This window comes from Burkholderia sp. Ax-1720 (assembly GCF_011753035.1).
Classification (GTDB): Bacteria; Pseudomonadota; Gammaproteobacteria; order Burkholderiales; family Burkholderiaceae; genus Burkholderia; species Burkholderia gladioli.
Genome location: NZ_VWWK01000152.1, coordinates 1 through 16,788 on the forward strand (window position 1 = coordinate 1; position 16,788 = coordinate 16,788).

Consider the following 16,788-nt stretch of genomic DNA (forward strand, 5'->3'; position numbering starts at 1 on the left):
CCCGATGAGCCGCGGCGGCCTGGGCGCGCGCCTCCGACAGCGTGCGCGCATCGGCCAGGTAGGCCTGCCGGGCGCGCTCGGCGGTTTCCTGCAGCGCCGACAGGTCGGCTGCCGCGTCGAGCGCGGCGAGCTGCTCGCGGCGCGCCGCGTGTTCGTCGTGCAGCGTCTCCGGCGGCAGGCGGAACTTGCGCGCGGCCGTGTGCAGCGCATCCAGCCGCGCCTCCACCTGGGCCAGGCGCTCGGGATCGAGTTCGAGCCGCTGCGCGTAATGCGACAGCGAATAGGAGGCTTCGCGCAGCTGGATCTCGGCCGGGTCGAGCGAGGCCAGCACGTCGTTGAGCGTCGGGTCGATCGCGGCCAGCTGGCGGACCTTCGAGATGATCGCGCCCAGCTGGGTCAGCATCGCCTCGTCCGATTCGGAGATCGCCAGCAGGGTGCCCTGCACGCCGTCGATCAGGCTCGCCGAATGCGTCAGGCGCTGGTGCTCGGCGTTCACCTCGTCCCATTCGCCGGGCTGCGGCGCCAGCTTGTCGAGCTCGGCCAGTTGCCAGGCCAGCTTCTCGCGTTCGAGCTGCAGCTCGCGCTCGTGTGTCTGGGCCACCTCGATATGGTGCAGCGCGTCGCGCCAGGCGCGCCAGCCGCGCGCCACCACGGCCGCGTCGGCGCTCAGGCCGGCATGCGTGTCGAACAGCTCGCGCTGCGCGTCGGGCCGCATCAGCAACTGGTGGGCATGCTGGCCATGCACGTCGACCAGCATCTCGCCGAGCTCGCGCAGTTGCGAGAGCGTCGCGCTGGTGCCGTTGATGAAGGCGCGCGAGCGGCCGTTGGCGTCGATCACGCGGCGCAGCATGACGCTGTCCTCGGCCTCGAAGGCATGCGCGTCGAGCCATTGCGCGACGCGGTCGTGCGGCGTGAATTCGGCGGACAGGTCGGCGCGCTGGCAGCCGGTGCGCACCACGCTGGCGTCGCCGCGCTCGCCGAGCGCCAGCGCCAGGGCGTCGATCAGGATCGATTTGCCGGCGCCGGTCTCGCCGGAGAACACGGTGAAGCCGCTGTCGAATTCGATGTCGAGCGCGGCGACGATGACGAAGTCGCGTATCGAGAGATGGCGAAGCATGATGGAGGGCGCCGCCGCGTCAGGATTCGGGATCGTCGTCGTGCGACGGATGCTCGTTCCAGTGCAGCTTCTTGCGCAGCGTGGTGTAGTAGCTGTAGCCGACCGGGTGCAGGAACGGCACGGTGTGGCGCGAGCGGCGCACCTCGATGGTGTCGTTCAGTTGCAGCGCGGTAAACGACTGCATGTCGAAATTCACGTTGACGTCGCGCCCGCCGATGATCTGGATCCCGACCTTGACGTCGTCGGGCAGCACGATCGGCCGGTTCGACAACGCGTGCGGGGCGATCGGCACCAGCACGATGCCCTGCAGTTGCGGATGCAGGATCGGGCCGGCCGAGGACAGCGCATAGGCCGTCGAGCCGGTCGGGGTGGCGACGATCAGGCCGTCCGAGCGCTGGTTGTACATGAAGCGGCCGTCCACCGAGACGCGCAGCTCGGCCATCCCGGAGAAGCCGCTGCGGTTCACCACCACGTCGTTGAAGGCCAGCGCGTGATAGATCGGCTCGCCGTTGCGCACGATACGCGCCTCCAGCAGGGTGCGCTCCTCGCGCTCGAAGCTGCCGGCCAGCATCAGCGGCACCAGCTCGAGCATCTCCGAGGCGGAAATGTCGGTGATGAAGCCGAGCCGGCCGTGGTTGATGCCGATCAGCGGGGTCTTGTAGGGGGCGAGCTGGCGGCCGATGCCGAGCATCGTGCCGTCGCCGCCGAGCACGATCGCGACGTCGGCGCGCGCGCCGATTTCGGTGGGGGTCAGCGCCGGATGGCCGGTGATGCCGTATTCTGTCGCCGTGGCGGCCTCGAACACGACCTCGAGCCCGCGCTGCGCGATGGCGGCGGCGAGCGCGGCGAGCGGTTCGGCGATGCCGGGCGTATTGCTGCGCCCGACGAGCGCGACGGTCTGGAACTGGTTGCCGGTAGTCATGGCGGCATTACACCATAGCTGGATGACGAAAAGGAACCGTCCGGGAGGCCAGGCATGGCCTGGTGCCGGAACGCTCGCGGGCGCCGCCCGCTTAGGCTAGAATTTTCGATCATGTTAGATCCCCGCGCCCGAACCCTCCTCAAGACCCTGATCGAACGGTATATCGCCGACGGTCAGCCGGTCGGCTCGCGCACGCTGTCGCGGTATTCCGGCCTCGAACTGAGCCCGGCCACCATCCGCAACGTGATGTCGGACCTCGAGGAGCTCGGCCTGGTGTCGAGCCCGCATACCTCGGCGGGGCGGATTCCCACCCCGCGCGGCTACCGCCTGTTCGTCGACACCATGCTGACCGTGGAGTCGCCGATCGACGACGCGGCCGTCACGCGCCTGGTGCAGACCACCCTGCAGGCCGGCGAGCCGCAGCAAAAGGTGGTGGCCGCGGCCGCCAGCGTGCTGTCCAACCTGTCCCAGTTCGCCGGCGTGGTGCTCACGCCGCGCCGCAGCCATGTGTTCAAGCAGGTCGAGTTCATGCGGCTGTCCGACAAGCGGATCCTGCTGATCATCGTCACCCCCGAGGGCGACGTGCAGAACCGCATGATGGCGACCCAGCGCGACTACTCCCCGTCCCAGCTGACCGAGGCCTCGAACTACATCAACGCGAACTTCGCGGGACTGTCCTTCGACGAGGTGCGGCGCCGGCTGCGCGAGGAGATCGACACTCTGCGCGACGACATGACGGCGCTGATGCACGCGGCCGTCACGGCCAGCACCGAGACGTCCGACGACGAGGACACGGTGCTGATCTCCGGCGAGCGCAAGCTGCTGGAGGTGGCCGACCTGTCCTCCGACATGGCGCGGCTGCGCAAGCTGTTCGACGTGTTCGACCAGAAGACCAGCCTGCTGCAGTTGCTCGACGTGTCCAGCCATGCCCAGGGCGTGCAGATCTTCATCGGCGGTGAGTCGACCCTGGTGCCGATCGACGAAATGAGCGTGGTGACCGCGCCCTACGAGGTGAACGGCCAGATCGTCGGCACGCTCGGCGTGATCGGGCCGACCCGGATGGCCTACAACCGGGTGATCCCGATCGTCGACATCACCGCGCGCCTGCTGTCGCTGACCTTGAGCGGCAACCAGTAGGGCCGCCGGCCGGGCCGATCGAGCCCGGCTATTGCCCTCATCGGCGCGGCGGGCATTCGGCGGCGAGGCGGCCGCGGCGGGCGCCCTCGTTATAATGGGGGCCGTTCGATCCGGTGCCCATGCACATCCCCGTTCATGCGTTTTGATCTCGAACCCCCTTCGCAGCAGGCCGCGGCGCATCGCACGGCGGTCCTGCTGATCAATCTCGGCACGCCCGACGAGCCGACCGCGGGTGCGGTGCGCCGCTATCTCGCGCAATTCCTGTCCGACCCGCGCGTGGTCGAAATCCCGGCCCTGGCCTGGCAGCCGATCCTGCGCGGCCTGATCCTGCCGTTCCGCTCGCGCGCCTCCGCCAAGAAATACGCCACGGTCTGGATGCCGGAAGGCTCGCCGCTGCGCGTGCACACCGAGCGCCAGGTCGAGGGGCTGCGGCCGCTGTTCGCCGCCAACGGCTACCAGGTGCTGGTCGACTACGCGATGCGCTACGGCACGCCCGACATCGGCACCGTGCTCGGGCAGTTGAAGCGTCTGGGCGTCGAACGCGTGCTGCTGATGCCGCTCTATCCGCAATACTCGGCCTCGACCACGGCCACCGCCTTCGATGCCGCCTTCGCCGCGCTGGCTCGCATGCGCAACCAGCCGGAGATCCGCACGGTGCGGCACTACGCCGACCACCCGGCCTATATCCATGCGCTGGCCGAGCAGGTGCGGCACTACTGGGCCGAGCACGGCAGCCCCGATTTCGCGGCGGGCGACAAGCTGGTGCTGAGCTTCCACGGCGTGCCCAAGCGCACGCTCGACCTGGGCGATCCCTATCACGACCAATGCCAGCAAACCGCCGCGCTGTTGATGGCCGAGCTGGGGCTGGGGCCGCTCGAATGCCGGGTGACCTTCCAGTCGCGCTTCGGCAAGGCCGAGTGGCTGCAGCCCTATACCGCGCCCACCCTGCGCGAGCTGGGCGCGGCCGGCGTGAAGCGGGCCGACGTGTTCTGCCCCGGCTTCACCTCGGATTGCCTGGAAACCATCGAGGAGATCGGCATGGAGGTGCGCGACGAGTTCCTGCACGGCGGCGGCGGGAGCTTCCACCGGATTCCCTGCCTGAACGCCTCGCCCGCCTGGGTTTCGGCGCTGGGCCAGATCGTCGCGGAAAACCTGCAGGGCTGGCCGGTGCGCGTGGCCGTGCCCGCGGAGACGGCCGCATGAGCGTCACGAAACGGGATTAAGCTGATGAATTACCGGATTTCGACCGAACCCGGCGCCAAGCTGCGCATCGACAAGTGGCTGTGGGCCGCGCGCTTCTTCAAGACGCGCTCACTGGCGGCCGATGCCGTCGAGAAGGGGCGGGTTCGGATCGGCGGGGCGACGGTCAAGCCCTCGAAGGACGTGCGGGTGGGCGACCGCGTGGAAATCACCATCGAGACCGTGGTCTGGGAGCTCGACGTGCTCGGCATCTGCGACACGCGCGGGCCGGCCAGCATCGCCCAGACGCTGTATGCGGAAACCTCGGAAGGGCGGGCGAAACGGCTTGCCGAACTCGAGCGGCGGCGGCATTATCGCGAGCCGGCCGCCGAGCTGCATGGCCGGCCGACCAAGCGCGATCGCCGCATCATCGACAAACTTTCGGGTGAACGCTGAAGATCTGCTCGAAGGTGGCGCGCGCGCTGCCGTATTCGGTGGTGCGGTCGGTGACGGCGCCCGACAGGCAGATGGTGGTGGTGCCGGCCACGAGTACCAGCGCGACCACCGATATGGCAAAGGTCAGTTTCACGGTACTCCCCTGGGGAACGAGGCCGGCATGAGCCGAGGGCGGTGGATGGCGGCCGGGGCGGGTTTCGCGCCGATCGTCAGGCAGCGGAAAGTCTGACGATAGCTCAGGGTTAACCTGCGTTCGGGCAGCCTGATGGCAGTGTAGTGCAGCGCCCGAAGCCGATCCAGTGGGGCCGCGGTAACGGTTGTTACCGGCAGTTTCGGCGCCACGGCGCGACAGGCCCGCCACGATTGGCCGCGCGGGCGGCGCCCAAGCCCGATGCCGGGCCGATCCGCGGCTCGACGCCGCACCCCTGGCCGAAAGACCCTCTTGAAGTTGTTGTCTTCGGCCCCAACTACGTCGCCGTTGTCCGGCGATGCGTGCCGCGTGCCCGTCACGCGACGCGTATCGTCGATCCGGCTTTCATCATTCAATTCGATTTCAGCGACATGGAAAACACGCAAGAGAATCCGGCTGGTCAACCGGCCGACGAGACCGGCCGCGACGCAACGGCTGCCCAGGCACCGGCCGGCGACGCGCCGCAGGCAGCGGCCGCCGACGCCGCGCTCGCCGAAGCGCAAGCCAAGGTCGCCGAGCTGCAGGAGAGCTTCCTGCGGGCGAAGGCCGAGACCGAGAACGTGCGCCGCCGCGCGCAGGACGACGTCGCCAAGGCGCACAAGTTCGCCATCGAGGGCTTCGCCGAGCACCTGCTGCCGGTGATCGACAGCCTGGAAGCCGCCGTCGGCGACAAGTCGGACGACGTCGCCAAGATCCGCGAAGGCGTCGAGCTGACGCTGCGCCAGCTGCAGAGCGCGCTCGAGAAGGGCCGCGTCAACGTGATCGACCCGGTCGGCGCGAAATTCGATCCGCATCAGCACCAGGCGATTTCGATGGTGCCGGCCGAGCAGGAGCCGAATACCGTCGTCAGCGTGCTGCAGAAGGGTTACACGATCGCCGAGCGCGTGTTGCGTCCGGCGCTCGTGACGGTCGCGCAGCCGAAGTAAGGCGCCGGCCGGGCGCCGCGCCCGCCGCCTCCTGTCCACGGCCCTCCGGCATCCCGGCGGGCCGCGTGCATGATGGCCGCCGCGGGCCGCGCCGGGAAAGCATCAGGCAAGCATCGAGCAAAGCATCGAGTCGGGGGTGTCAATACGGGGTTCGATCCGGGGTCTTGCGCCCATGGGCATCGACCACCGTCCTCTGGCCGGCCGCCGCCGGCGATTGAAAAAATTGAATGGCCGCATCGCTTTCGGGGTCTTGAAAACGGCGCGGTCGCACCTATTTCGTGTGCAGAGTCGAATTCGGCGCGGCAAACCGGGCAAAAACGGCCCGAAAGCCGCAGCAAACAGCATTTCTGGAGATTACGAAAAATGGGAAAGATCATCGGTATTGACCTCGGCACCACGAACTCGTGCGTGGCCGTGATGGAAGGCAACCAGGTCAAGGTCATCGAGAACTCGGAAGGTACCCGCACCACGCCGTCGATCATCGCGTACATGGACGACAACGAAGTGCTGGTCGGCGCGCCGGCCAAGCGTCAGTCGGTGACCAACCCGCGCAACACGCTGTTCGCGGTGAAGCGCCTGATCGGCCGCCGCTTCGAAGAGAAGGAAGTGCAGAAGGACATCGGCCTGATGCCCTACAAGATCATCAAGGCCGACAACGGCGACGCCTGGGTCGAGGCGCACGACGAGAAGCTGGCGCCGCCGCAGGTGTCGGCCGAAGTGCTGCGCAAGATGAAGAAGACCGCCGAGGACTACCTCGGCGAGCCGGTCACGGAAGCCGTGATCACGGTGCCGGCCTACTTCAACGACAGCCAGCGCCAGGCCACCAAGGACGCGGGCCGCATCGCCGGCCTCGAGGTCAAGCGCATCATCAACGAGCCGACCGCGGCCGCGCTGGCCTTCGGCCTGGACAAGGCCGAGAAGGGCGACCGCAAGATCGCCGTGTACGACCTCGGCGGCGGCACCTTCGACGTGTCGATCATCGAGATCGCCGACGTGGACGGCGAGATGCAGTTCGAAGTGCTGTCGACCAACGGCGACACCTTCCTCGGCGGCGAGGACTTCGACCAGCGCATCATCGACTACATCATCGGCGAGTTCAAGAAGGAGCAGGGCGTCGACCTGTCGAAGGACGTGCTCGCGCTGCAACGCCTGAAGGAAGCCGCGGAAAAGGCCAAGATCGAGCTGTCCTCGAGCCAGCAGACCGAGATCAACCTGCCGTACATCACGGCCGATGCCTCGGGCCCGAAGCACTTGAACCTGAAGATCACGCGCGCCAAGCTGGAAGCGCTGGTCGAGGAACTGGTCGAGCGCACCATCGAGCCGTGCCGCACCGCCATCAAGGATGCCGGCGTGAAGGTCTCGGACATCGACGACGTGATCCTGGTCGGCGGCCAGACCCGCATGCCGAAGGTGCAGGACAAGGTCAAGGAGTTCTTCGGCAAGGAACCGCGCCGTGACGTGAACCCGGACGAAGCCGTCGCCGTGGGCGCCGCGATCCAGGGCCAGGTGCTGTCGGGCGACCGCAAGGACGTGCTGCTGCTCGACGTGACCCCGCTGTCGCTCGGCATCGAGACGCTCGGCGGCGTGATGACCAAGATGATCAACAAGAACACCACGATCCCGACCAAGCACGCCCAGGTCTATTCGACCGCGGACGACAACCAGGGCGCGGTGACCATCAAGGTGTTCCAGGGCGAGCGCGAGATGGCGGCCGGCAACAAGCTGCTCGGCGAGTTCAACCTGGAAGGCATCCCGCCGGCACCGCGCGGCGTGCCGCAGATCGAGGTGAGCTTCGACATCGACGCGAACGGCATCCTGCACGTCGGCGCGAAGGACAAGGCGACCGGCAAGGAAAACAAGATCACCATCAAGGCGAACTCGGGCCTGTCGGACGCCGAGATCGACCAGATGATCAAGGACGCCGAGGCGAACGCCGCGGAAGACCAGAAGCTGCGTGAGCGTGCCGATGCGCGCAACCAGGGCGACGCGCTGGTCCACAGCACCAAGAAGGCGGTGGCCGAGTACGGCGACAAGCTCGACGCGGGCGAGAAGGAGAAGATCGAGGCCGCGCTCAAGGAGCTGGAAGACGTGCTGAAGGACGGCTCGGCCGAGAAGGCGACGATCGACGCGAAGGTGGAAGCGCTGTCGCAGGCTTCGCAGAAGCTCGGCGAAAAGATGTACGCCGACATGCAGGCCCAGCAGGCAGGCGCCGCCGCCGGTGCCGGCGCGGCCGAGGGTGCCCAGGCGGGTGCCGCGAACGCCGCCGACGACGTGGTCGACGCGGACTTCAAGGAAGTGAAGAAGGACTGAGTCGGGCCGCGGCCGTGCCGCGCGGCACGGCCGCTACCGATCCGGTCCGTCACTGCCGGACGGACCGGATCACCCTGCGCCTGGCGGGCCTCGCGGCCCTCCGGGCACATTTGTTTTATGGCGGGGCGGCGCGCGAGCGCCGTTCCACGGTCGCAAGACTTTACTGGAAGCGAGAGGAGCCGCCCGTGCCGAGCGCGTGGCGGCATTGAACCGATATGGCGAAACGGGATTACTACGAGGTTCTGGGCGTCGCGAAGAATGCGAGCGACGACGAAATCAAGAAGGCATATCGCAAGCTCGCGATGAAGTACCACCCGGACCGCAATCCGGACAGCAAGGATGCGGAAGAGCATTTCAAGGAGGTGAAGGAAGCCTATGAAATGCTCTCGGACGAGCAGAAGCGAGCCGCCTACGACCAGTACGGCCACGCGGGCGTCGATCCGAACATGGGCGGTGCCGGCGCGCAGGGTTTCGGCGGTTTCGCCGATGCCTTCGGCGACATCTTCGGCGATATCTTCGGCCAGGCCGCCGGCGGCGCGGCCCGCGGCGGCCGGGGCGGCCCGCAGGTGTATCGCGGCGCCGACCTGCGCTACAGCATGGAGATCACGCTGGAGCAGGCCGCGCACGGCTACGACACGCAGATCCGCGTGCCGAGCTGGGTCTCCTGCGAGATCTGCCACGGCAGCGGCGCCAAGCCGGGCACCAAGCCCGACACCTGCCCGACCTGTCACGGCCAGGGCACGGTGCGCATGTCGCAGGGCTTCTTCAGCATCCAGCAGACCTGCCCGAAGTGCCATGGCACCGGCACCTACATCCCCGAGCCCTGCGTGCACTGCCACGGCTCGGGCAAGGTGAAGGAAACCAAGACGCTCGAGGTCAAGATCCCGGCCGGGATCGACGACGGCATGCGGATCCGCTCGTCCGGCAACGGCGAGCCCGGCATCAACGGCGGGCCCTCCGGCGATCTCTACGTCGAGATCCACATCAAGCAGCACTCGGTGTTCGAGCGCGACGGCGACGACCTGCACTGCCAGATGCCGATCCCGTTCACCACCGCGGCGCTGGGCGGCGAGATCGAGGTGCCGACGCTGGCCGGCCGCGCCTCGTTCACGGTGCCGGAAGGCACGCAGTCGGGCAAGACCTTCCGCTTGCGCGGCAAGGGCATCAAGGGCCTGCGCTCGAGCATCGCCGGCGATCTCTACGTGCACGTGCAGATCGAGACGCCGGTCAAGCTGACCGACGGACAGCGCGATCTGCTGCGTCAGTTCGAGCAGTCGCTGGCCGAGGGCGGCGGGCGCCACAGCCCGCAGAGCAAGAGCTGGTTCGATCGCGTGAAGAGCTTCTTCGAGTGACGGCAGCGGTGCCGGCGACATGATGGACGTGCAGGAGGGCGCGCCGTTCGCGCTCCTCGACGATTGCGACTCGACCGCGGCTGCGCGGTCGAGTCGTTTGTACATGGGCTTCTCGCACGAGCGCGTGTGCACCGATCCGGCGCGGCTCGATGCCTGCTGCGCGGCGGTGGCCGAGGATCTCGCGCGCGGCCTGCATGCGGTGGTGCTCGGCGACTACGAGTTCGGCCGCAATCTCGAACGCGGCCAGGCCGGCGACGCGCCGCTGCGCTTCCTGCTGTTCTCCACGCTCACGCGACTGTCGCGCGACGAGGCCGATGCCTGGCTCGCCGCGCGCGACGGCGCGGCGGCCGAGCCTTCGCCGGCCGGCATCGCGCGCCTGCGCAAGAGCGTCACGCGCGCCGAGTTCGATGCGGCGATCGACGCGATCCACGCCGCGCTGCGGGCCGGCGATTCCTACCAGGTCAACTACACCTATCGGCTCGGCTTCGACGCCTGGGGCTCGCCGACGGCGCTGTATCGGCGGCTGCGCGCGCGCCAGGCGGTGCGCTACGGCGCGCTGGTCGCGCTGCCGGGCGGGCGCTGGATCCTGTCCTGCTCGCCCGAGCTGTTCGTCGAGAAGCAGGGCACGCGGCTGCGCACGCGGCCGATGAAGGGCACCGCGCCGCGCTGGACCGACCCGGCCGCCGATGCGCATGCGGCCGCATTCCTGGCCGGCGACGCGAAGAATCGTGCCGAGAACCTGATGATCGTCGACCTGCTGCGCAACGACGTCTCGCGCGTGGCGCGTACCGGTTCGGTGCGCGTGCCGGCGCTGTTCACGGTCGAGCCTTATGCCTCGGTCTGGCAGATGACCTCGACCGTCGAGGCCGAGGCGCGGCCCGAGGCGGGTTTCGCCGGTCTGCTGCGCGCGCTGTTCCCCTGCGGCTCGATCACGGGCGCGCCCAAGCACAGCACCATGGCGCTGATCGACGCGATCGAATCGACGCCGCGCGGGCTCTACACGGGCATGCTGGGCTGGCTCGACGCGGCGCCGGCGGGCGCTTGCGGCGACTTCTGCCTGGCGGTCACGATCCGCACGCTGACGCTCGAGGCGCCGAGCGTCGATGGATATCGCGCCGGTACAATGGGCGTCGGCGCGGGCATCGTGCTCGACAGCCGTGCCCCTGACGAATACGCGGAGTGCGAATTGAAGGCCCGTTTCCTGACCGACGCCGATCCCGGCCTGCAACTGTTCGAAACCCTGTACGCGACGCGTGCCGAGGGCGTGCGCCATCTCGATCGCCATCTCGCGCGGCTGGGCGGCAGCGCCGAGGCGCTCGGCTTTGTCTTCGACGCGGCCGCGATCGAGCAGCAGGTCCGCGCGCGCGTCGACGGCTTCGACGCCGACGGCCCGCATCGCCTGCGCGCGGCGCTCTCGAGGGACGGCTCGCTCGAACTGACGTCGGCGCCGCTCGCGCCGCTGGCGGCCCCGGTGATCGAGGTGCTGCTGGCATCCGAGCACGGTTTCGCGCCGACCGCCTCCTCGGACCCGCTGCTCGCGCACAAGAGCACGCGCCGCGCCGAATACGATCGCGCCTGGCGCGAGGCCGAGGCGGCCGGTGCCTTCGACATGCTGTTCGTCAACGAGCGCGGCGAGCTGACCGAGGGCGGCCGCAGCAACGTCTTCGTGAAACTCGACGGCCGCTGGTTCACGCCGCCGCTGGCCAGCGGCCTGCTGCCGGGCGTGATGCGCGGCGCGCTGCTGGCGGACCCGGCGCTCGGCGCGAGCGAGCGCGTCCTGAGGCCGGACGAGCTGGCGCGCGCCGATGGCCTGCTGATCTGCAATGCCTTGCGCGGCGCGGTCGAGGCGAGCTTGCGCCGGATCTGAACGCGCGGCGCGCCGACTGGCCAACGAAAAAGCGCGGCACCTTTCGAGGGTGCCGCGCTTTTTTATCGCCGTCCTGCCGGCCGGCCGAGAACTCAGAACGAGTGCTCGGGCCCGGGGAAGCTGCCGTCCTTGACGGCGCGCACATAGGCCTCGACGGCCGCCAGGATGCTCGGCTGGCCGTGCATGAAATCCTTCACGAAGCGCGGGCGCTTGCCGGGGAAGATGCCCAGCATGTCGTGCAGCACCAGCACCTGGCCCGAGCAGTTGAGACCGGCGCCGATGCCGATGGTCGGCGTGCTGACGAGTTCGGTCAGCTCCGAGGCCACCAGGGTCGGCACCGCCTCGAGCACCATCAGCTGCGCGCCGGCCTGCTCCAGCGCCTTGGCGTCGCGCAGCAGCTGGGCCGCGCCCGCCTCGGTCTTGCCCTGCACCTTGAAGCCGCCGAAGGCATGCACCGATTGCGGCGTGAGCCCCAGGTGCGGACAGACCGGCACCGCGCGCTCGACCAGGAAGCGCACCGTCTCGGCCAGCCATTCGCCGCCCTCCAGCTTGACCATCTGCGCGCCGGCGCGCATCAGCTTGACCGAGCTCTCGAAGGCCTGCTCGGGCGTGCCGTAGGTGCCGAACGGCAGGTCGGCGACGATCAGCGCGCGCGGCTGGGCGCGCGCCACGCAGGCCGTGTGATAGGCGATCTCGTCGAGCGTGACGGGCAGGGTGGTGGTCTGGCCTTGCAGCACGTTGCCGAGCGAATCGCCGATCAGCAGCGCATCGACGCCGGCGCGATCGAGCAGCGAGGCGAAGCTCGCGTCGTAGCAGGTCAGCATCGCGATCTTCTCGCCGGCCGCGCGCATCTGCTGCAGCTTGGGCACGGTGATGGCCGCGCGGCTCGATTCCTGGAGATAGGTCATGGGGAGATCCGGTTCGTGAGGAAAGACAGGCGGCGCGACGACGCTGTTCAGCGGTCGGCGCCGCCCTTGACGAAGGATTCCTTGCGGCCGCGCATGGTCTCGATGCGCGTCATCAGCAGTGCAAGGTCGTCCGGCGAGTCGAGCGGATTCAGGTGTTCCGCGGCGACGGTGAGGACCGGCGTGCGGTCGTAGTGATAGAAGAATTCGTTGTAGGCGTCGCACAGCGAGCGCAGGTAGGCGTCGCCGATCTGCAGCTCCATCGCGATGCCGCGCTTCTGGATGCGCGCGTAGAGCACCTCGGGGCTGGCCTGCAGGTAGACCACCAGGTCCGGCGCCGGGGCCGGTACGTCGACGCGCTCGGCCAGCGCGCGATAGAGCTGCCATTCGTCGTCGCCCAGCGTCAGGCGCGCGAAGATCTCGTTCTTCTGCGGCATGTAGTCGGCGACGATCGCCAGGCCCGCCGCCTGGGCGGCCGCCAGCTCCTGCGCCTGCTGCGCGCGCTGCAGCGCGAACGACAACTGCGCGGGCAGCGCGTAGCGCGCGCCCTCGCGATAGAAGCGTTCCAGGAAGGGATTGTCCTGCGGCCGCTCGAGCAGGGGGCGCATCGCCCAGCGTTCGGCGATCAATGCCGCCAGCGAGGTCTTGCCCACCCCGATCGGCCCCTCGATCGCGATGTAGCGATGCGGCGGGCGCGGGTCGGGCGGCGTGACGGTCAGCGGAGTGGCGTTCATCGGCAGCGGCTTTTGTCGTTCGCGGCCTTCATCGCCATCAGGCACTGGCAGGTCTGCACCTTCTCGATGCGCTGGTCGGCCACCGCGGTCAGGAAGGCCTGCGCGTGGCCGTGGATCGGGATCGCCAGCGCCGGGTCGAGCTCGACCAGCGGCACCAGCACGAAGGCGCGCCCGGTCAGGCGCGGATGCGGCACCACCAGGTCGGGTTCGTCGATGGTGTGATCGCCGTACAGCAGGATGTCGATGTCGAGCGTGCGCGGCGCGTTGTGGAACGGCCGCTCGCGGCCGAAGTGGTGCTCGATCTGCTGGCAGAGCTTGAGCAATTCGCGGGCCGCCAGACGCGTCTCGATCTTGACCGCGCAGTTGTAGTAGTCGTCACCGCCGGCGTCGATCGGCGCCGTCCGGTACAGGCTCGATTTGCCGAGCACGGTGACCGCGCATTGCTGCGCGAGGCAGACCACCGCATCCTTCAATGTCTGGCGCGCATCGCCGAGATTCGCGCCGAGGCCGAGATAAGCAAGCGTCATGGCATCCACTTCCTGCGTCGTCCGACGGCTCAGTCGTCCGCATCCGGCGCTTCGGCCGGCTGCTGCGCCGCGCCGCCGTCTTCCGGACGGCGGTTGCGCGCGCCGCCGCGGCGGCGGCGCTTGCGGGGCCCGGCGGCCCCCGGTGCTCCAGGCGCCTTGTCGCGCGAGGTGCCCTGGGTGAGCAGCGTCTCGCGTGCCGCGGCATCGCCGTCGATGAAATCCGTCCACCACTGCGCCACCGATTCGTCCAGTTCGCCGGACTCGCAGCGCAGCAGGAGGAAATCATACCCCGCTCTAAATCTTTGGTGTTCCAGCAGCCGGATCGCGCTGCGGCCCGAGCGTTTCTCGAGGCGCAGTTGCAGGCCCCAGATCTCGCGCATGTCGGCCGAGTAGCGCTTGTGGATCGCCAGCTTCTCGGTCTGCATCTCCAGCACGTCGTCCATCGCGCGCTGCAGGGCCGGCACCGGGAATTCGCCGTTGGCGACGTACTGGTTCCAGCGCTGGCGCATGTCGTGCCAGAGCAGGGTCGCGAACAAAAAGCCCGGCGAGACCGACTTGCCGGCGCGCACGCGCGCGTCGGTATTGTTCAGCGCCAGCGTGATGAACTTCTCGCCCTGGGGCTGTTCGAGCACCACGTCGAGCAGCGGCAGCAGCCCGTGGTGCAGGCCTTCGCCGCGCAACTGCTTCAGGCAGGCCAGCGCGTGGCCCGAGAGCAGCAGCTTGAGCATCTCGTCGAACAGGCGCGCGGCCGGCACGTTGTTGATCAGGTCGGCCAGCGGCTTGATCGGATCGCGCGTATGCGGCTCGATGTCGAAGCCGAGCTTGGCCGCGAAGCGCACCACGCGCAGCATGCGCACCGGATCCTCGCGGTAGCGCGTGGCCGGGTCTCCGATCATGCGCAACAAGCGTGCGCGCATGTCGGCCATGCCGTCGTGGTAGTCGAGCACGGTCTGCGTCGCGGGGTCGTAATACATCGCGTTGATCGTGAAGTCGCGGCGCGCCGCGTCCTCGTGCTGCTCGCCCCAGACGTTGTCGCGCAGCACGCGGCCGCTGGCGTCCACCGCGTGGGTGCGCCGGTCCAGCTCGTCGCGCTTCATGCGGCGCGGCGGCGGCGCGTCGGCGGGCGGTGCCTCGGCCGGCGCGTCGACCAGCGCGCGGAAGGTCGAGACCTCGATCAGCTCCTGGCCGAACTGCACGTGCACGATCTGGAAGCGCCGCCCGATCAGGCGCGCGCGGCGGAACAGGCGCTGCACCTCGGTCGGGGTGGCGTCGGTGGCGACGTCGAAATCCTTGGGCGCGATGCCGAACAGCAGGTCGCGTACCGCGCCGCCGACGATGAAGGCGCGGAAACCCGCCTGCTGCAGCGTGTCGGTCACGCGGACCGCGTTGCGCGAGATCAGCGAGGGATCGATGCCGTGCACGGCGGCCGGCACGATGGTGGGGTCGGTGCGCCGCTCGGCCACTTTCGCGGCGTCGCGCGCGGCCTGCTTCTGCGCGCTCGCTTTTTTCGCGGCGGCGGTGGCCGGCGCGCGCGGAACGGCGCGTTCGGACGGCGCGGCCTCGGCGGGGGCGGAATCGTCGCGGGCGGCGCTATCGTCCTGCCCGAGCAGTTTGCGGATGAGTTTCTTGATCACGAAGGTTGGAATAGATCGAGGATGCGCCAGCCCTGCTCGCGGGCATGCGTGCGCAGCGTGTCGTCGGGGTTGGTCGCGACCGGGTCGGTGACTTTCGCGAGCAGCGGGATGTCGTTGTGCGAGTCGCTGTAGAAGTAGCTGCGCTCGAAATCGGCCAGGGTCTTGCCGAGCGAGGCGAGCCAGGCCTCGGTGCGCGCGATCTTGCCCTCGCGGAAGCTCGGCACGCCGGTGGCGCGGCCGGTGAGGTCGGAGGCCGGATGGCCGTCGACCGTCTCGACCTCGCAGGCGATCAGGGTCTCGACGCCGAAGGCATCGGCGATCGGGCGCGTCACGAAGGCGTTGGTGGCGGTGACGATGCAGCAGAGATCGCCCGCCTCGCGATGCCGGCGCACCAGCTCGAGCGCGGCCGGCAACATCGCCGGGCGGATCACTTCCTGCATGTACTGCTCGTGCCAGGCGTCGAGTTGCGCGCGCGGGTGCCTGGCCAGCGGCGCCAGCGCGGCGGCCAGGTAGGCGTGGATGTCGAGCGTGCCGGCCTTGTAGTCGGCGTAGAAACGGTCGTTCTGACGCTTGAAGCTTTCCGCGTCGACGAGACCGAGCTTGATCATGAAGCGACCCCATTCGTGGTCGCTGTCGGTCGGGATCAAGGTGTGATCGAGGTCAAAGAGTGCCAGATTTGTCATGGAGGGGCATTTTACTTGAAGCTACTTGATCTGGCCGGAACCGCCCGCCTCGCGCTCCAGCGTGGCCAGCAGCGTGCGCAGCAGCGGCAGCGTGACGGCGCGTTTCTGTTCGAGCGAGAAGCGGTCGAGCGCGTCGAGCAGGGCCATCAGGCTCGGCATGTCGCGCCGGTAGTGCGTGAGCAGGTAGGCGGGCACGTCGTCGGCGATGGCGATGCCGCGGTCGCGCGCGGCGCGCTTGAAGACCGCCGCCTTGTCGGCGTCGGACAGCGGCGCGAGATGGAACACCAGACCCCAGCCCAGGCGCGTGCGCAGGTCCTCGCGCACGTCGAGCGCGAGCGGCGCGGCCGGCCCCGCGCCGACGAAGGCGCTGGACGGGTGGGCGCGCACCTCGTTGAACAGGTTGAACAGGGCGATCTGCTGGTTGTCGCTCATCGCGTCGATGTCGTCGACGGCGTACAGCGAGACGCGCGGGTCGAAGGCGATCTCGCCGAGCGGGCTTTGCGGCGTCAGGTAGCGCGCGCTGCCGTAGGAGGTGTCGTAGACCAGCGCCTGCAGCAGGTGGCTGCGGCCGCTGCCGGCCTCGCCCCAGACATAGAAGGAGCGGTCGGCCACCGGGCCCGCCGCGAGCGCGAGATCGAGCCGGCGCAGCCGCGAGACGAGCTCGTCGTTGGCCCCGATGGTGAAGTTCTCGAAGGTACGCGGCGGCGGGGTGCCGAGGTCGAGCGTCAGTTGACGGGTGGCGGTCACGATGCGGGGCGGTTGAGGTCGGGCTCGCGCCGTGCGGCGGCAGGCAGGGGGAAGCGATCGGGGCCGTGGCGCCGCGCGGCTGTCGCGGCGGCCCAACGCCGG

Annotated in this window: 16 protein-coding genes; 7 read left to right on the forward strand and 9 right to left on the reverse strand. The window is 69.0% G+C overall.

The genetic code is table 11. From position 1 onward, the window contains the following. The coding region (locus F3J18_RS28695; protein ID WP_166915535.1) for an AAA family ATPase at window positions 1-1,117 on the reverse strand (1,117 nt) is incomplete at its 3' end. Between the two features lie 19 nt (window positions 1,118-1,136). Next, window positions 1,137-2,039 carry an NAD kinase gene (locus F3J18_RS28700; RefSeq protein WP_025098493.1) on the reverse strand — a complete coding sequence of 301 codons (903 nt, stop codon included), beginning with the start codon at window positions 2,037-2,039 and terminating at the stop codon, window positions 1,137-1,139. A 111-nt stretch (window positions 2,040-2,150) separates the two neighbouring features. On the opposite strand from F3J18_RS28700, the gene hrcA reads away from it, so the two are divergent. The 3 genes from hrcA (at window position 2,151) to F3J18_RS28715 (ending at window position 4,811) form a co-directional block, all read left to right on the forward strand. After that, window positions 2,151-3,176, forward strand: coding sequence for a heat-inducible transcriptional repressor HrcA (hrcA, locus tag F3J18_RS28705; RefSeq protein ID WP_013696719.1), 1,026 nt, complete (start codon window positions 2,151-2,153; stop codon window positions 3,174-3,176). A gap of 135 nt (window positions 3,177-3,311) precedes the next feature. Then, window positions 3,312-4,379 carry a ferrochelatase gene (gene hemH, locus F3J18_RS28710; RefSeq protein WP_025098492.1) on the forward strand — a complete coding sequence of 356 codons (1,068 nt, stop codon included), beginning with the start codon at window positions 3,312-3,314 and terminating at the stop codon, window positions 4,377-4,379. Window positions 4,380-4,403: 24 nt separating this feature from the next. Continuing rightward, the gene (locus F3J18_RS28715) at window positions 4,404-4,811 is read left to right on the forward strand and encodes an RNA-binding S4 domain-containing protein (RefSeq protein ID WP_166915536.1); all 408 of its coding nucleotides are present in this window, start codon (window positions 4,404-4,406) and stop codon (window positions 4,809-4,811) included. Here the strand turns inward: F3J18_RS28715 and F3J18_RS28720 are convergent. After that, complete coding sequence (locus F3J18_RS28720; RefSeq protein WP_013696722.1) at window positions 4,783-4,944, reverse strand: hypothetical protein; 162 nt, start codon at window positions 4,942-4,944, stop codon at window positions 4,783-4,785. The genes F3J18_RS28715 and F3J18_RS28720 overlap by 29 nt on opposite strands. A gap of 428 nt (window positions 4,945-5,372) precedes the next feature. Here F3J18_RS28720 and grpE point away from each other — a divergent pair, with 428 nt between their 5' ends. The 4 genes from grpE to pabB all read left to right on the forward strand — a co-directional run bounded on the left by grpE (window position 5,373) and on the right by pabB (window position 11,456). Next, window positions 5,373-5,927, forward strand: a complete 555-nt coding sequence (gene grpE / locus F3J18_RS28725) for a nucleotide exchange factor GrpE (RefSeq protein ID WP_025098490.1) — start codon at window positions 5,373-5,375, stop codon at window positions 5,925-5,927. Window positions 5,928-6,290: 363 nt separating this feature from the next. After that, window positions 6,291-8,237 (forward strand): molecular chaperone DnaK, encoded by a 1,947-nt coding sequence (dnaK, locus tag F3J18_RS28730; RefSeq protein ID WP_025098489.1) that lies wholly within the window; start codon window positions 6,291-6,293, stop codon window positions 8,235-8,237. 215 nt (window positions 8,238-8,452) lie between these two features. Further along, the gene (dnaJ, locus tag F3J18_RS28735; protein WP_025098488.1) at window positions 8,453-9,589 is read left to right on the forward strand and encodes a molecular chaperone DnaJ; all 1,137 of its coding nucleotides are present in this window, start codon (window positions 8,453-8,455) and stop codon (window positions 9,587-9,589) included. Between the two features lie 22 nt (window positions 9,590-9,611). Next, window positions 9,612-11,456: an aminodeoxychorismate synthase component I gene (pabB, locus tag F3J18_RS28740; protein WP_166915540.1), complete on the forward strand. Its 1,845-nt coding sequence runs from the start codon at window positions 9,612-9,614 to the stop codon at window positions 11,454-11,456. A gap of 92 nt (window positions 11,457-11,548) precedes the next feature. On the opposite strand, the gene panB is transcribed toward pabB, so the two are convergent. Genes panB through hda form a run of 6 tightly spaced genes read right to left on the reverse strand, consistent with a single transcriptional unit; the run spans window position 11,549 to window position 16,686 of the window. Continuing rightward, window positions 11,549-12,364: a 3-methyl-2-oxobutanoate hydroxymethyltransferase gene (gene panB / locus F3J18_RS28745; protein WP_013696727.1), complete on the reverse strand. Its 816-nt coding sequence runs from the start codon at window positions 12,362-12,364 to the stop codon at window positions 11,549-11,551. Window positions 12,365-12,411: 47 nt separating this feature from the next. Further along, the gene (locus tag F3J18_RS28750; RefSeq protein ID WP_013696728.1) at window positions 12,412-13,095 is read right to left on the reverse strand and encodes a deoxynucleoside kinase; all 684 of its coding nucleotides are present in this window, start codon (window positions 13,093-13,095) and stop codon (window positions 12,412-12,414) included. Continuing rightward, window positions 13,092-13,622, reverse strand: coding sequence for a 2-amino-4-hydroxy-6-hydroxymethyldihydropteridine diphosphokinase (gene folK, locus F3J18_RS28755; RefSeq protein ID WP_036029628.1), 531 nt, complete (start codon window positions 13,620-13,622; stop codon window positions 13,092-13,094). Before folK ends, F3J18_RS28750 begins: the two co-directional genes overlap by 4 nt. 29 nt (window positions 13,623-13,651) lie before the next feature. Then, window positions 13,652-15,256: a polynucleotide adenylyltransferase PcnB gene (gene pcnB, locus F3J18_RS28760; RefSeq protein ID WP_166915538.1), complete on the reverse strand. Its 1,605-nt coding sequence runs from the start codon at window positions 15,254-15,256 to the stop codon at window positions 13,652-13,654. Continuing rightward, a complete protein-coding gene (locus tag F3J18_RS28765) occupies window positions 15,253-15,939 on the reverse strand; it encodes an HAD family hydrolase (RefSeq protein ID WP_013696731.1) in 687 nt (228 codons plus the stop codon). The genes pcnB and F3J18_RS28765 overlap by 4 nt, the downstream gene beginning before the upstream one ends. A 21-nt stretch (window positions 15,940-15,960) precedes the next feature. Continuing rightward, window positions 15,961-16,686, reverse strand: a complete 726-nt coding sequence (hda, locus tag F3J18_RS28770) for a DnaA regulatory inactivator Hda (protein ID WP_025098483.1) — start codon at window positions 16,684-16,686, stop codon at window positions 15,961-15,963. Between the last annotated feature and the right edge of the window lie 102 nt (window positions 16,687-16,788).

Coding starts and splice junctions, on each gene's coding strand:
- panB (WP_013696727.1), bottom strand. CDS start 12,364: ATGACCTATCTCCAGGAATCGAGCCGCGCGGCCATCACCGTGCCCAAG.
- hemH (WP_025098492.1), top strand. CDS start 3,312: ATGCGTTTTGATCTCGAACCCCCTTCGCAGCAGGCCGCGGCGCATCGC.
- dnaJ (WP_025098488.1), top strand. CDS start 8,453: ATGGCGAAACGGGATTACTACGAGGTTCTGGGCGTCGCGAAGAATGCG.
- F3J18_RS28700 (WP_025098493.1), bottom strand. CDS start 2,039: ATGACTACCGGCAACCAGTTCCAGACCGTCGCGCTCGTCGGGCGCAGC.
- F3J18_RS28765 (WP_013696731.1), bottom strand. CDS start 15,939: ATGACAAATCTGGCACTCTTTGACCTCGATCACACCTTGATCCCGACC.
- folK (WP_036029628.1), bottom strand. CDS start 13,622: ATGACGCTTGCTTATCTCGGCCTCGGCGCGAATCTCGGCGATGCGCGC.
- grpE (WP_025098490.1), top strand. CDS start 5,373: ATGGAAAACACGCAAGAGAATCCGGCTGGTCAACCGGCCGACGAGACC.
- F3J18_RS28715 (WP_166915536.1), top strand. CDS start 4,404: ATGAATTACCGGATTTCGACCGAACCCGGCGCCAAGCTGCGCATCGAC.
- pabB (WP_166915540.1), top strand. CDS start 9,612: ATGGACGTGCAGGAGGGCGCGCCGTTCGCGCTCCTCGACGATTGCGAC.
- hrcA (WP_013696719.1), top strand. CDS start 2,151: ATGTTAGATCCCCGCGCCCGAACCCTCCTCAAGACCCTGATCGAACGG.
- dnaK (WP_025098489.1), top strand. CDS start 6,291: ATGGGAAAGATCATCGGTATTGACCTCGGCACCACGAACTCGTGCGTG.
- F3J18_RS28750 (WP_013696728.1), bottom strand. CDS start 13,095: ATGAACGCCACTCCGCTGACCGTCACGCCGCCCGACCCGCGCCCGCCG.